Source organism: Micromonospora sp. WMMD712, assembly GCF_029581295.1.
Classification (GTDB): domain Bacteria; phylum Actinomycetota; class Actinomycetes; order Mycobacteriales; family Micromonosporaceae; genus Micromonospora; species Micromonospora carbonacea.
This window is the reverse complement of sequence record NZ_CP120743.1, coordinates 2,911,642-2,926,156: the sequence shown is the minus strand read 5'-3', so window position 1 is coordinate 2,926,156 and position 14,515 is coordinate 2,911,642. Positions and strand designations below refer to the sequence as shown.

The following is a 14,515-nucleotide window of genomic DNA, read 5'->3' as shown; positions in this document are numbered from 1 at the left end:
GGAGCTCCTCTCGAAGGCCGCTGGTGGGGAGGGGGAGCGGGGTCAGGCGTTCTTGATCGCGGAGACCTCGAACTCCAGGGTGATCTTCTCGCTGACGAGGACGCCGCCGGTCTCCAGCGCCGCGTTCCAGGTCACGCCGTAGTCCTTGCGGTTGATCGTCACCGCGCCCTCGAAGCCGAGGCGCAGGTTGCCGAACGGGTCGCTGGCCGCGCCCTCGTAGGTGAAGGGGATCGTCACGGAGTTGGTGACGCCCTTGACGGTCAGGTCGCCGGTGAGGTCGAAGGTGTCCTCGCCGGTCTGCCGGAACGCCGTGGAGACGAAGGTGATCTCCGGGTAGGTCTCCATCGCCAGGAAGTCGTTGCTGCGCAGGTGCGCGTCGCGCTGGGCGTTGCGGGTGTCGATGCTCGTGGCCTGGATGGTCACCCGCACGTCGGTGCGGGCGGGGTCGGCCGCGTCGAAGGCGACGGAGCCCTCGAACTCGTTGAACGCGCCGCGCACCTTGGTCACCATCGCGTGCCGGGCGACGAAGCCGATGCGGGTGTGGCTCGGGTCGATGGTGTAGGTGCCGGTCAGCTGGGCCAGGTCGGTGCGGGTGGCGGTGCTCATCTCGATCTCCTCCGGAGTCTCATGATGTGTCATGTACGTTCCCCTCAACCTGCATGACGTGTCATTCATTCCATCCATGACGTGTCATGCATCACTGGTACGCTGGGCCCATGGCCGGCACCCGATGGCTCGACGACGACCAGCAGCGCGCCTGGCGGGCGTACCTGCGCATGCAGGCCGAGGTGGCCGCGCGGCTGGGGCGGCAGTTGCAGGCCGACGCCGGCCTCTCCCTCGCCGACTACGGCGTGCTGGCCCAGCTCGCCGAGGCCCCCGACGGGCGGCTGCGCCCGTTCGCGCTGCAACGCGACCTCCAGTGGGAGCAGAGCCGCCTGTCGCATCACCTGGGCCGCATGCAGCGGCGAGGGTTGGTCGACCGCGAGGAGTGCCCCCAGGACGCCCGGGGCGCGTTCGTGGTGCTCACCGCCGCCGGCCGCGCGGCCATCGAGGCCGCCGCGCCCGCCCACGTCGACACCGTCCGGCGGCTCGTCTTCGACCGGCTGGACCCCGACGAGGTACGCGCCCTGGAGCGGATCGCCACCCGCGTCGTCGACGGCCTCGACGCCGGGCCCCGGCTGCCCTGACGGCCGCGCCGGAGGCTGCCCTGACGGCTGTCCGTGGCCGACCGGAACGGCTTATTGCATCGACATTCATCGAATGGAAGGCTGTCGCTGGGTCGCGCGCCCGGGAGCCGGCGCGAAGCCCCGAACCAGCCTGGGAAGGTGCGCGGGGTGGCAGGGCCATCCGGCGCCGGGCCGCCCTCCCGGCGACCGCTGCCGACCGCTGCCCGCCTGCCGGTCGGCGCGTCCCCGCGATCCAAGGAGGTACGGATGTTCCGGATGCCCGGCGTGGTGCTCGCCGCCGCGACCCTGACCCTGGCCACCTGGGCCGGCGCGGCCGGTGCCGCCGCCGCGCCCCCCGCCGCGATGCAGACCCCGGCGCCGCCGATCCCCACCCCGACCGTGGCGTGCCCGCCGGCGCTGCCGATCTGGGGCCAGGTGACGGCGACCACCGCGACGAGCCTGACCATCACCTACGGGATGCTGCTCACCCCGCCCTGCGGCTACGACCCGCCGATGCAGGTGCACCTCTTCACCAGCCGCTCCGACGCGGAGCAGTGGCGCAACCCCGCCGCCCAGGCCCTCACCGGGCCCGAGCGCAACGGGACGGTGACCGTCGGCGGGCTGACCCCGAACACCGACTACTGGTTCCGGTTCAGCGAGCCCGACGGCAAGAGGGACCCGTACGTCATCGGCGGGCCGGCCCGCACCACCGACCAGTCGGTGTGCACCGCGACCGCCACCGTCGACAACCGGTGGACCGGCGGCTTCGTCGCCACGGTCACCGTGCGCGCCACCGGCAGCGCGCCGGTCCAGGGCTGGCGGGTGTCCTGGCGGTGGCCCGGCGACGAGCGCATCTCGGCGGCCTGGAACGGCGTGGTGGAGACCACCGGCAGCGACGTCGTCGTCGGCAACGCGTCGTACAACGGGACGCTGGCGCCCGGTGGCTGGACGACGTTCGGGATGATGGTGTGGTCCAGCGGAGCGGCCGGCGTCCCCGCACTGACCTGTAGCCGGTAGTCGCCGGCCGGTCGGCTGCGCCGGCCTCGCCGGGGCGCGAGGTCGCCGGGGGCGGGGGCCGGGGGCGGGGGTCGTGCTCGATCCGGGAAACAGTGGCATCGTCCCGAGCGGGAGCCCACTCTTTCCCGGATCGGGCACGACCTCGCCCGCGCCGCCCCGGCCGCCGGGCGGTCCGTCCGGCGACCCGCGTCCCACAGTCCGGTTACCAGGCTGTTGCGCATGGGTGACCATCGATGGGTTAATGGTCGTCCCGGCCCAGAAGGGACGATCGGATGAGAAGCAACGGACGGCGCCTCCTGTCTCTCGGGGTGGCGCTCATCGTGACTCTGGCGACGACGCTCGGGCCGGGCACGGGTGCCCAGGCGGCACCGGTGACCGTCACCAACGGCACGCAGTTCACCGACACCAGCGGCGCGGTGGTGCACGCCCACGGCGGCGGTGTCCTCAAGGTCGGCGACTATTACTACTGGTTCGGCGAGAACCGCAACCCCGACAACACCTTCCGGGCGGTCTCCGTCTACCGCTCCACCGACCTGCGCACCTGGGAGTTCCGCAACAACGTGCTGACCCAGTCGTCGGCCGGCGAGTTGCAGCGCGCCAACATCGAGCGACCGAAGGTCATCTACAACGCCGGCACCGGCCGGTACGTGATGTGGATGCACAAGGAGAACGGGTCCGACTACAACGAGGCGCGGGCCGCCGTGGCCTCGTCGGCGACCGTGGACGGCAACTACACCTACCACGGCAGCTTCCGGCCGCTCGGCCAGCACATGTCCCGGGACATCACGCTCTACAACGACAACGGCACCGCGTACATGATCTCGGCCGCCAACGAGAACCGCGACCTGCACATATACCGGCTCACCTCGGACTACCTCAACGTCGCCAGCCTGGTGGGCAACTTCTGGGCCGGCGCGACCCGCGAGGCGCCCGCCATGTTCAAGCGGGGCGGCACGTACTTCCTGCTGACCTCCGGAGCGACGGGCTGGAGCCCGAACCAGGCGAAGTACGCCACCGCGCCGAGCATCTCCGGGCCGTGGAGCGGCTGGACCGACGTGGGCAACAGCAACACCTTCAGCTCCCAGCCGGCCTACGTGCTGCCCATCCAGGGCACCTCCACCACCAGCTACCTGTACCTGGGCGACCGCTGGGCGGGAGCGTGGGGCGGCCCCGTCGGCGACTCGCAGTACGTCTGGCTGCCGATCGCCTTCCCGTCCAGCACCAGCATGAGCCTGACCTGGTACCCGTCCGTCACCATCGACACGGCCACCGGGACGGTCACCGGCAACTCGCCCGCCTACTACCGCGTCACCGCCCGGCACAGCGGCAAGGTGATGGACGTGGTGGGCTACTCCACGGCCAACAACGCCGAGATCAGGCAGTACACCTGGAACGGCGGCGGCAACCAGAAGTGGGAGTTCCAGGACGCCGGCGGCGGCTACGTCCGCGTCGTCAACGTCAACAGCGGCAAGTGCCTCGACGTCGCCAACGCCTCCACCGCCGACGGGGCCAACATCATCCAGTACACCTGCGGCAGCGGCGCCAACCAGCAGTGGCAGTGGGTCGCGACCGGCGACTACTTCCAACTCCGGGCCCGGCACAGCGGCAAGTGCCTCGACGTGGTCAACGCCGGCACCGGCGACAGCGCCGACATCCAGCAGTACGCCTGCAACGGCGGCACCAACCAGCAGTGGTCGCGTACCGCGTCCTGACGACGACCCGGTGGCCGGGAACGCCCTGGTCTGTCAGCATCGGCGGATGCCAGTGCGGGAACGGCCGGCCCGGCTGCTCGCCGCCTCCGGGGTGAGCCTCGTCGTCGAGTCCTCGGTGCTGTCCCCCGACCTGCTGCGCGCGCTGCTCGCGGGTGGCAGCCGCGTACTGGCCGTGCACGGGTCATGCCGCCGGGGCTGGATCCCGGCGTGTTGCACCGTCTCCTCCTGGCCTGATGCGACAGGAAACCCGTTCCGGAACGGGCGCCGATCGATCGATTCTGATGGCAGCGAGCTGGCCTCCCTGCCAGCCCTGGAACACCGAGGAGAATCCAGGATGTCGAAGAGCAACCTGGCGGTTCGCCGCCGTCTCGCACGGGTCGCCGCGATCGTCGGTGCCGCCGGCGCCCTCGTGGCGGTGACGAGCATGCCCGCGGCGGCGGCGGGACCGTACATCAGCTCCAACTCCGGCGGCGCCAACATCCGCAGCTGCGCCAACACCGGTTGCTCGTCCAACGGCTACTACGGCAACGGTACGGGCGTCACGATGGTCTGCTGGGTCGATTCCCAGTGGGTCTACCCGCCGAACTCCAACTACGCGTCCAACCGCTGGTTCCGGGTCAACAGCCCGACGAGCGGCTACGTCCACTCGTCGCTGATCGCGAACCAGGTATCGACCCCCGCTTGCTGACCCTGGCGGTGGTCCGGCGGCTCCCGCCAGTCGCTGGACCACCGTCGAACAGAGGCTCACATTGATACAGTTACGACGTGTCCTGCGAAGGCGACGCTGCGCGATGACCGCGGTGCGTGACGACGGATGCGAGTCACTGACCAGCCGTCCGGAGCGGCTGGGGGAGTGCCTCCGCCGGTTCCGGGAGCACGCCGGGCTGTCCCTGTCCGGGCTGGCCCGGAAGGTCAACTACAGCCGGGGCTATCTGAGCAAGGTGGAGACGGGTCGAGCGCCGGGCAATGTCCAGCTGGCGCAGCGCTGCGACGAGGCGCTGGGGACAGGCGGTGTGCTGGCCAGACTGGCGCAGGCGCGCGATGCGCGGCCGTCCCGGGGGGCCGCATCCGCTGACCGGACGTGGGACACGTCGACGGGATGGCAGCGGCAGCCCCGCCCCGACGAGCCCACCACCGACCACCGGCCCGACGCACCGCTGACCCGGGGCGAGCTGCCGATCCCCTCGGCGACCGCCGTGGCGTTCATGCTCGCGCTCGACGAGGCCCACAACGCCCTGCGCGCGGTGGCCCGCGCCGACCTGCCACCGTCGGCACGCCACGACGCGGCCAACGAGACGCTCCACAACGCCCGGGTGTACGCGATCCGCGAACGCCTGCTGGTGCTGGGTGCGGCACCCCTGGTGGCCGCGGCCGAAGTCGCGTTCCTGCGGCTCATCGCGATCCGCGACGCGATCCGGGCCGGCGCGCGCCTCGACGGTGTCGACTACCACCGGGTCTACCACCCCTTCGCCGAGGGGCTCTGGGCCTTCCGGATGGCCTTGCGGGCCGACCTGGGACAGTCGCCGTTGACCCCGGAAGAGCTCGGCCGGGCGGACTGGTCCGATCGTGAACGGTGCCGCGACTGTGGCGAGCGCTACCGACCCTCCGCGTGACCGGGCTCGATGCTCTCGACGGCTCGCTCGGCCGGCGGTGGCGGTCAGGCGAGCGTACCCAGGACGGAGGCCGCGGCCTTCGCGCTGGTGACCCGCGCCGCCATGGTCCGCCGGATCCGCTCGGCGAGGGCGAAGGCACCTGCCGGGTCCCGCAGGATGCGAGCCGTCTCGAAGGCCCAGCGGCGGGTGTCGGTCGACTCGTCGTCCTCGACCGGCAGCACCGTCAACGCCGCGTCCTGCGGTGTCAGCGTTTCGTGGAGCAGCCTGCCCAGCCCGCTCCTCGCACTGACCAGCAACGGGGTGCCGGCGACGATGGCCTCGCGTCCGACGAGACCGAATGCCTCGGCGCGGGAGGGCATGAGCGCGAGGCACGCCCGGCGCAGGTCGGCCCGGAGATCGTCCGCACTGGTGGAGTAGGCCCGGGGGGTGACCTGCAGGCTGCGTCGGCCCGCCCACTGCAGGACCAACTCCCGCACCCGACCATGCTCGTTCGGCGGCACGCCCCGCAGCACCAGTTCCGGCTCGGTGCCGCCGAGACTGAGCAGCTCCACGGCCGCTCCCACCGCCCGTGCCGCCAGATCCAGCCCCTTCACCGACCAGTCGTCAAGCCGGCCCGACAGCATCACCTGACGTTGCTGCCACAGCGGCGGGACGCGGGGGGTCTCGTCGTCGAGATCGAAGCCCGGATCGATCCGCCCCGGAGCGGGGGCGTCGGGGTAGCCGGAAAGGTCGCGGCTGAGGAGATCGTGCAGCAGGGGACCCACGCCGAACGCACGGGTCGCGGTGCGGGCCAGCTCGATGTCCTCCTTCCAGCGTCGCTCGGCGATGGCGCCGCTGTCCGGCCGGTCACCGCGTTGCCATTCGATGTGATCCGACCAGGTGTGCACGATGTGTGCCCTGGCCGCCGCCGGGAAGTGGTCCTCGACCTGGACCCGGGCGTGCCCGCCGGTGATCCGGCCGTGTCCGATCACCAGGTCCGGTGCCCAGCCGCCGGCCAGCCGCGGACGCCGGGCCAGCGCGTCCCGCAGCCCGCCGGTGGTCGCCGCGGGCGCCGCCACCAGGGTGACCCCGACCTCGCGGGCGTGTGCGACCTCCTCCGGGGACGGTTCGAGGACGACGCAGACGACGTCCGCGCCTGCTCGGGCGAGCGCCGCGCAGAGCGACCGGTTGAACGTGCTCAGACCGCCCTTCGCGGAGAACCAGTCGGTATCCAGGGCCAGCACCCGGGGCGGTGGGCCGGCGAGCCGGCCGGTCGCCGGCGTCGGCGCGACGTCCCACCGGTCGCCGTGCCAGGTCAGCGGCCCGGCGGCGAGGCCGCCGGACAGGAACTTCCCCACGGTCTCGGTCGCCCGGTCCGGATCGCTGGCCCAGACCCGTACCGTCTGACCGGTGACGTCGATCTCCACCTCGACGAAACCCGGCGCGGCGGCAGCCGCCAGCCAGTCCCGCGCCGTCTGCGTGACCCGGGCGAGTTGGTGGGCGCCCACCGCGGCCAGGTCGTCGAAGAGGGTGATCACCGCGGCCGGCAGCAGCCGTTCCGGAACGAGACCGAGCTCGCCCAGGTCGAAGCCTACCCGTGGCGCGAGCCCGGCCTCCGCCAGCCGGGTGGTGAGATCCCCGCGGGCGGCCGCGTCGATCTCCTCGACGAACTTGACGACCGCCCGCCCGGAAACTGAGTGTGTCACGGCCCCCATGGTCTCATTCCACAGTCGACCTCGAATGGACGGTGGCGCGATGCTCGACTCCGCACAACGATCGGCGCTTCTCGACCGCCTTGTCGATCCCGCGGTCGCGCTGCCAGCCGACCACGACCACCAGCCCGCCGCCGGACGACTGCACGCAGCAGGGCAGTGGCGGCAACTGGCCGAGCTGTACCAGGAACAGGCGACGGCGGCCTGGCGGCAACGGCGTCCAGGGCTGGCGATCCGCCTGCTGCTCGCGGAGAGCCGGACGGCCCTACGCGCGGACGACCGCTCGCGCTGCCACGAGGCGATCGCGTTCGCCGCCCAGTGGCACCGACTCAGCGGGGCATTCACCGCAGCGGAGCTGTGGAACCACGTCCTGTTGCGGGAGTCGTTGCCCGCCGGCACGGCGTGGCTCCACGCGTACGCCTGGCGGGAGATGGCGGCGCTGCGGGAGGTGGCGAGCCGGTACGACATGGGGCTGTCCTACTGCGACGAGGGCATCGCGGTGTGCCGCCGGCACGCCGACGAGCCCCGCATCCCCCGGCAGCACGTCCGGGTCCTGATGCAGAAGGCGACGCTGCACCGGCATCGGGGCGAGCTGGAGGTCGCGCGGAACGTCCTGCACGAGGTTCGCGAGTTCGCCGATACCCGCGACCTCGACCCGTTCACCCGAGGACTGATCGCGCACCGGGAAGGGGGGTTGGAGATCGCGCTCGGGCGACCCGAAGCAGCGCTGGACGCATACCGGCGAGCCGCTGCGGCGTTCGCCGGCGTGAGCGAGGAAAACCTCCTCACCGCCCGGCTGCGCGAGGTGGCGGCGCTGCGTGAACTGCGCCGGCTCGGCGAGGCGCTGCGGCTCACCGACGACCTGGCAACCCGGTTCCGCGCCCACGGTGACACCTACCGGCTCGGTCAGATCCTGCTGGAACGGGCCGAGGTCCTGCAGAGCCTCGGCGACCCGGCCGCCGTCGCGGCCACCCTGCGCGAGGCGCAGCCCTACTACGAGGGGGCCGAGACGCTGGAGGCGCTGCGTTGGCACCGGCACATGGCCCGCAACCTCATCACCTCCCACGGCGACCCGGCGACCATCGCCGGACACCTGGCGGCCGTCCTGGGCCTGGCCGCCCGACCGCAACGGCGGGACCTCAACCGGACCATGCTCGCGCTGTACGACCTGCACCGGGCTCCACCCACGCAGCTACTGCCGCCGGCGCTGCGGCACGCCGCCGGTCGGGCCGCTCTCCTCGCCGCCGACCTGCAACGCGACTCGCTGCCCGACCCGGACGAGCGGTGGTCGACGCACGCCGCGCGGGAGGAGGTGTACGCGGCTGCGCTGCTGACACACACCGAACTCGGCGAGCCGGAGGCCACCGCGCGGATCGCCGAGACCGGACGCGCCGACCTGTTGAACCACCTGCTGACGGCCGGGTCGGCGGAGGCCGTCGCGCGTTCCCCGATCGCCGCGCCGCCCACCGACCGTGCGGCGGTCGACGAGGTCTTCGCGGTGGCCCGGCTCGCCGTCGCGTCGATTCGCTCGGGGCGACCGCCCGGCCCGGTACCGCTGCCGCCACTGCCCGGCCACCTGCCCACCCCGGCCGCCCTCGACGCGATGGCCGACGTCGTGGTGGTCATCACCCTCGGGCCGAGGTCGGACGGCTGGTGGTCGTCGGTGCTGACCCGGCCCCGCCACGGCGCGTGGCGGGCGACGCTACGTACCGCCTCCGCCCGTCTGGCCGCGCAGCTCGACAGCATGACCACCGGGGTCCCACCGGGGCGAGGCGTGGCCCGCGACATCTGGGACGAACTCGGCGCGTTCCTCCTGCCCGATGCGGCCGTCTGGGCAGGCTCCCCGGAACGTCCCCGGTCGGTGATGATCGTTCCGGATCCGCGGCTGTGGCACCTGCCGCACGCGGCCCTGACGCGCGACCGAACGTTCCTCTGCGACGTGGCCGAGGTCGTCCTCGCACCGAGCCTGCGCACCATGGAACTCCTCCTGGCCCGGTCCGCGACGACCGGCGGACCTCCCGTGCTGGCGACCGACCCGGCAGCGAGCCTGCTCGACCCCGGCCTGCCGAGCCACCGGGTGGAGCGGTCCGCCCTGGACGCCTGGCCGGGCGGCCACCGGGAGCTCGCCGCGCTGCCGGCAATCGACGACGGGCTCCGCCCCGCCCTGCTCTACCTGTCGGGCCACGGCGACCAGCCCGGCGCCACGGCGCTGTTCGGCCCCGACAGCGTCACGATGGACGCCCTCGCCCTGCGCCGGCTGCCCCGACTGGTGGTGCTGAACGGCTGCTGGAGCGGCACGGCGTCGAGCCGGTACGGGCACGACCCGCTGAGCCTGGCCGTCGGCGCGCTGATCGGCGGTGCCGACACCGTGGTGGCCGGTACCGGCTGGATCGGCGGCGTCGCGTCGGCGCACGTCGGCGCACGCTTCGTCCAGCAGGTCGGGCGGGGGACGCCGGTGGTGGCGGCGCTGCGCGCCGCGCAGCGGGAGATCCGCGAGGAGAATCCCGATCTCGGTCCGTTCGACTGGGCCGGTCTCTGCGTCGTCGGCACCGGGTCGTGACCCGTGCGCATCCCTCGGCCGGGCGTGGCGGTTTCCCGTCCCCTGTTTCCTCCTGTCGTCTCCTTGCTGTGGACGGGACTGGAGACAGGAACGCGTAGCAGGTTCGTCACCGTCGGTGGAAACTGAAGACGTGGAATGGATCTCCGTCGTCGGTGCGATCTGTGGAGCTGTCATCGCCCTCGCCAGCGCGGTGACCGTGGAGGCGCAGCACAGCCGCCAGGAGCGTCGGCGCAACCGGGAGGCAGAGCGCCTCGGCTACTGTCTCGACTTCGCTGTCGCGCTCGACTCGGCCCACAGCGGGCTACGGGAGGTCGCCCAGGACGACGACGACCCATCCCGCCGCATCCGGCGGGCCAACCGCGTCGTCCACGAGGCAGACGTCTTCGCCGCCCGGGAACGGCTACTCGTGGCCGGCACGGTGGAACTCGTCAAGGCCGGAGAGCTCGCCTACCAGAGGCTGATCGCCGTACGCAACGCCGTCCGGTCCGGCGCGGCCCTCTCCTCCCGGGAGTACCACCAGACCTACCACGGGTACGCCGAGGCGATCTGGCAGCTCAGGATGGCGGCGCGTGCGGATCTTGACCAGGCCCGGTTGGAGCCCGTCGACCTGGAACGACGGAGCTGGTCCGAGCGGGAGAACTGTCACGGGTGCCTCGGGTCGGCGGATGGTCGCCTGGCCGGGGCCGTGGGTGAGCCGGCTGTCGAAGCGGCGGCAGCTGTGGTTCCCCGGGACGGGTCGGGGCGCGGAACAACCCTGTGACCCGGAGGGTGTGGAGCGGGCGACGGGAATCGAACCCGCACCGTCAGTTTGGAAGATCGTTCTCGGCTGTCATGATCTGCCCGGATCGCCTGGTCAGCCGCCGGGTCGTCGTGCCCGATCATGACCGCTGGGAACCGTCCGGGACACCGACTACTGGCACGTGGCTGGCACGGCTGCGCGGTGAGCGCGCAGCCGTCCGGCGGCGTGCGGCTTACCGCCCCCGGCCTCTCGGGCCGGGGGCGGCTTGCCGTGTCGCCGGCTTTCCGCGCGCCTGGACCCCGGTACCCGGTGGCAAGCCGCGAAGCGGCGCGGCAGCCGATCGCCCCAAGTTGACCGTCGCTCAGCCAATCCCGCGATCGTCTCGGCCGGTGGTGTGCGGCTCGTCCTTGTCGGCTTCAACGAGGTCACCGGACGACTCGATCGAATCGATGAAACGTCGAAAGATCGACCAGGGAATCTGCCTGTCGCCGACCTGCACCAGCACGCGATGTGTTGGCCGTGGCGTGAACGGGCCGTCGCCCGGAGTTGCGTCAGAGATGACGACGGCGAGATGTTCGCCTGCCTCCGACCTGCTGGTCAGCTCGTACTGCCAGGCGTCGTCGGGCAGGCTGTAGTACGAGTTCACCTCGTACAGCTCAGTGCCGTGGGACCAAGATCTCCACCACCGGATGATGGCAGATGCCGCAGTGAGTCACCCAGGCGGATCACAGCCGGCCCGGCCGGTCGATGCCGGCCGGAGGCCGCCAGCAGGCCGGGCCGGGCCGCTGTGATCCGCAAGCGGGCCGCCTTGATCCTGATGAGAGCAATTCGGCAACTGACAGCCGAACGCTGGTGTCCCGTCACGGGACATGCTTGACAGTCGCGTCCCACCAGATGCTTGACATGATCATGAGTTGGCTTCTTCATCGCGTGGTGTTTGCGGGCATCGCGTGGTGGGAGGCCGGGTGGAAAGCCGCCGGTTGCGTCTGTGGGAGCCGCTGGCGGGTTGGGCCGCGAGTCGCGTCAGCCAGGTCTGGGATGTTTCGACCAAGAGCGCGGCCATAAACTAGGCTCGCTGGCATACGGTATAACTTGACAGAGAATTGGAGATTAGAGAAGTTGTATGGTTCTAAACCAAATGGGAGCATTTGGCTCTGCGGGTTACCGTAGCGGCAGCGAGGGAGGAATAATGGCATCCTTCCTTGGCTGGCGGAGGGGTACTCGCTTGATTTCATACGACCGGTTCAAGTACGCCCTGATCAACCTTGATGGGCGGCAGTGGCGCATGTTTGAGATCTTGGCTAACGCTTTCCTTGCTGCAGAGTTTCCAAGCGTTAGGCCGCTAGCCGCTCCGGGTGGGGATGATGGTATGGACGCGGCCCTCTTTCAGGCAACTGACGACCCTCAGACGGTTATCCAGTATTCCGTAAGGAAGGACTGGGAGCGTAAGATAAAAGAGACTGTTGTGCGGCTGCGTGAGACCCAGCCGGATACTTCTGTCTTGATCTATGCAACTAACCAAGAAATTGGCGCAGCCGCCAATGCTCTCAAGAAAGAGATGCGAACGGTCAATAAGGTTTACCTGGACATACGGGATAGCGAGTGGTTTCTAACTCAGCGGAATGTTAATGCCCAGACTGTTGCCGAAGCGGAAGAATTCTGCGAAAAGATAGCCGATCCAAAGCTTGTCGGCCCACAGGGCATGGGGCGCCAGGCTCAAGCGCTGACCGACCTGGAAACCAAAGCAGCGTTCGTTTACCTTAAGCTTCAGTGGGCGGATGATATAAGAGATAAGGGCTTGACGAAGCTGTGCTTCGATGCCCTCGTTAGATCTGTCCTGCGGGATACGACATCTGAATCTCGGCTGACTCGACAAGAGATTAGAGAACATGTCGCCAGCCTTCTGCCAGCGCATCCCCGGTCGGTGCTGGACATTCAGGTTGACGGCGCGCTTCGACGGCTTTCAAAAGTGTTTATCCGCCATTGGAAGAAGGTGGATGAGTTCTGTCTTACCTGGGACGAGCGGGTGAGACTCGCTGACCGTCTGGCTGAAATGTCGATATTGGACGAGGCATTGAGTGCCGAACTGCGGCAAACAATGATTGTAACGTCAAAGGAAATGGGGGTTGAACCTCCTAAGGATTTGGATGGGGCGGTTGACTTTGCTCGGAGGGCGATCGAGAAAACGTTACTAAATAGAGGGGAGGTGTTTGCTTCTGCTGTCATCAGCGAACGAACCGAGAAGTTCGTTACCTTCTCGGACGTTGAGGCGATCGTATATCATGAGATCGCCATTTCGCGCGTGCCTGCGGGGCTCGACCCGAATGCTCTGATTGCCGTCGTTCAGTCAGCTCTGCTGAATGCAACGGATGAAATCCGTCGTTACCTACGCAGCCTTGCTGATACTTATACGCTTTTCGCCTTCATGCGTGAGACTCCTGATGTTCAGTCTGCTGTGGTTAAAATCTTCTCTGATGGAGACCTGTGGCTCGATACCTCCGTCGTTCTACCGATCCTCGCAGAGACGTTGGTAGAGGAGCAGGCTCGTTCGCACACGAATCTTCTAAAAGCGGCGGTCGAGTCAGGTCTGCGTCTACACATTACCGACGGCGTATTGGAGGAAGTGGTAACACATATCACTCGGTCGCGCAGCTATGCAAGAGCGGTAGCCCAAGGATCGGCAGAGGGTGAACCCCCATTCTTGCTCAATCTATACGCTGCTGCTGGTCGCGACCTCAACGAATTCTCAGGGTGGCTGGAAAACTTTGCTGGCCAACGCCGCATCGAGGATGATGTCGCTGACTATCTTGAAGATATGCACTCAGTTTTACTTACGGATTTGACGATTGAGGCGGACACGGCTGACCCGGAACTGCGTGCTGCGACCGCCGAGATCTGGCATGAGTCTCGTGAAGCTCGGGAGCGTAAACGGCTTCGGCTTGGGCAACCGCCAACAGATCCGACTACCCTACAGAAGCTTGTTTCGCATGACGTCACCAACTATCTTGGTGTCGCAATGCGGCGTCAGCAGCGAGGTGAACGGCGTGGGGCTTTTGGCTACCGCAGCTGGTGGCTAACGTTCGATCGAACCGCCTTTCGGATTGAGGATTCACTTAAGGGAAGGTATAGTGGCCGCCCTCCGGCCTCCCCTGCGATTAGTCCGGACTTTATGGTTCACTACCTGGCCGTCGGGCCGGTCCGCGCTCGTATCTCAAGAAGGACGGAGGAGACGCTTCCTCTGATGATGAACATGTCGCTTCTTGATGCAGTGCCGGGTGACCTCCTTAATCTGGCCCAGACGTTGCGGCGTGAACTTGCAGGTCTCCCGGCTCATGTTGTGAACCGCAAGATTCGTGACACGATGGATGAGGCGCGAATTCTGCTTGGGCCTTCGGCACTTGGCGGTGAGGCGAAATTGACTGCCGAGATAAAGGAGCGCCTTATTTCTCAGGCTAAAGCACGGTAGGGGCTAGTTCGAGATTTAGGCGGTTTGTGATGACCATCTGACAGTTGCATTATGGGCTAGGTGGCATCGATGCCATGCTCCGCATAGGCGGCGGACCGATGTTTCCATGCCGTGATTGCTGTATGGACTCGGCGCACAAGCCTAGCGGGCGCGTATTCTTTTAGATTGCCTGGGGATACATAGCGCCATTCCGACAGTTCCCCATCATTGAACCGAATCATCTTCTCTTGATTGGGGGTTAAAGTGCCGGCATCGAAGATGAAGAGAACTTTGTCGCCTTCGGTCTCTGCTGGAGCCCAGTCAACAACTAACATTCGACCGACCCTTAATGCAAGTCCCAGTTCTTCCTGGATCTCGCGCATGCAGGCTGCGCGGGGTGACTCGCCGGGTTCGACGTAGCCGCCGGGGATGTCCCAGTGGTTCTTGTAGCTGGGGCGAACGAGGAGCACGCGGCCTTCGTCGTCGAAGAAGAGGGCACCGGCGGCTACGCGTGGGGTTGCCATGGGTGGCGTCTGGTTGGCCGTCACCAGGGCAGCCTAGATGGGCTGGGT

General features: G+C 68.5%; 12 protein-coding genes. 8 read left to right on the top strand and 4 right to left on the bottom strand.

The window, feature by feature from the left end; translation table 11 throughout:
* Positions 1–42 precede the first annotated feature (42 nt).
* Positions 43–606, bottom strand: a complete 564-nt coding sequence (locus tag O7633_RS12295; protein WP_074477631.1) for a YceI family protein — start codon at positions 604–606, stop codon at positions 43–45.
* A 110-nt stretch (positions 607–716) separates the two neighbouring features.
* Here O7633_RS12295 and O7633_RS12290 point away from each other — a divergent pair, with 110 nt between their 5' ends.
* The 5 genes from O7633_RS12290 (at position 717) to O7633_RS12270 (ending at position 5,508) form a co-directional block, all read left to right on the top strand.
* Positions 717–1,187, top strand: a complete 471-nt coding sequence (locus O7633_RS12290) for a MarR family winged helix-turn-helix transcriptional regulator (protein WP_282327919.1) — start codon at positions 717–719, stop codon at positions 1,185–1,187.
* Positions 1,188–1,433: 246 nt separating this feature from the next.
* Positions 1,434–2,183, top strand: a complete 750-nt coding sequence (locus O7633_RS12285) for a cellulose binding domain-containing protein (RefSeq protein ID WP_278128826.1) — start codon at positions 1,434–1,436, stop codon at positions 2,181–2,183.
* Between the two features lie 272 nt (positions 2,184–2,455).
* Positions 2,456–3,895, top strand: a complete 1,440-nt coding sequence (locus tag O7633_RS12280) for an RICIN domain-containing protein (protein ID WP_282327918.1) — start codon at positions 2,456–2,458, stop codon at positions 3,893–3,895.
* 46 nt (positions 3,896–3,941) lie between these two features.
* Entirely contained in the window at positions 3,942–4,583 is a 642-nt protein-coding gene (locus tag O7633_RS12275; protein WP_282327917.1) for a hypothetical protein, read from the top strand.
* A gap of 103 nt (positions 4,584–4,686) precedes the next feature.
* On the top strand, positions 4,687–5,508 hold the full coding sequence (locus O7633_RS12270) for a helix-turn-helix transcriptional regulator (RefSeq protein WP_282327916.1): 822 nt from the start codon (positions 4,687–4,689) through the stop codon (positions 5,506–5,508).
* Between the two features lie 44 nt (positions 5,509–5,552).
* Here O7633_RS12270 and O7633_RS12265 read toward each other — a convergent pair whose 3' ends face one another.
* Positions 5,553–7,193, bottom strand: coding sequence for a glycosyltransferase family 4 protein (locus O7633_RS12265; protein WP_282327915.1), 1,641 nt, complete (start codon positions 7,191–7,193; stop codon positions 5,553–5,555).
* Between the two features lie 49 nt (positions 7,194–7,242).
* On the opposite strand from O7633_RS12265, the gene O7633_RS12260 reads away from it, so the two are divergent.
* Both O7633_RS12260 and O7633_RS12255 read left to right on the top strand, forming a co-directional pair.
* Complete coding sequence (locus O7633_RS12260) at positions 7,243–9,759, top strand: CHAT domain-containing protein (RefSeq protein WP_282327913.1); 2,517 nt, start codon at positions 7,243–7,245, stop codon at positions 9,757–9,759.
* 130 nt (positions 9,760–9,889) lie between these two features.
* Positions 9,890–10,519, top strand: a complete 630-nt coding sequence (locus O7633_RS12255) for a hypothetical protein (RefSeq protein ID WP_282327912.1) — start codon at positions 9,890–9,892, stop codon at positions 10,517–10,519.
* Between the two features lie 340 nt (positions 10,520–10,859).
* On the opposite strand, the gene O7633_RS12250 is transcribed toward O7633_RS12255, so the two are convergent.
* Positions 10,860–11,144 (bottom strand): hypothetical protein, encoded by a 285-nt coding sequence (locus O7633_RS12250; RefSeq protein ID WP_282327911.1) that lies wholly within the window; start codon positions 11,142–11,144, stop codon positions 10,860–10,862.
* 543 nt (positions 11,145–11,687) lie between these two features.
* On the opposite strand from O7633_RS12250, the gene O7633_RS12245 reads away from it, so the two are divergent.
* A complete protein-coding gene (locus O7633_RS12245) occupies positions 11,688–13,964 on the top strand; it encodes a hypothetical protein (RefSeq protein ID WP_282327910.1) in 2,277 nt (758 codons plus the stop codon).
* A 56-nt stretch (positions 13,965–14,020) separates the two neighbouring features.
* On the opposite strand, the gene O7633_RS12240 is transcribed toward O7633_RS12245, so the two are convergent.
* The gene (locus O7633_RS12240) at positions 14,021–14,491 is read right to left on the bottom strand and encodes an NUDIX hydrolase (RefSeq protein ID WP_282327909.1); all 471 of its coding nucleotides are present in this window, start codon (positions 14,489–14,491) and stop codon (positions 14,021–14,023) included.
* Between the last annotated feature and the right edge of the window lie 24 nt (positions 14,492–14,515).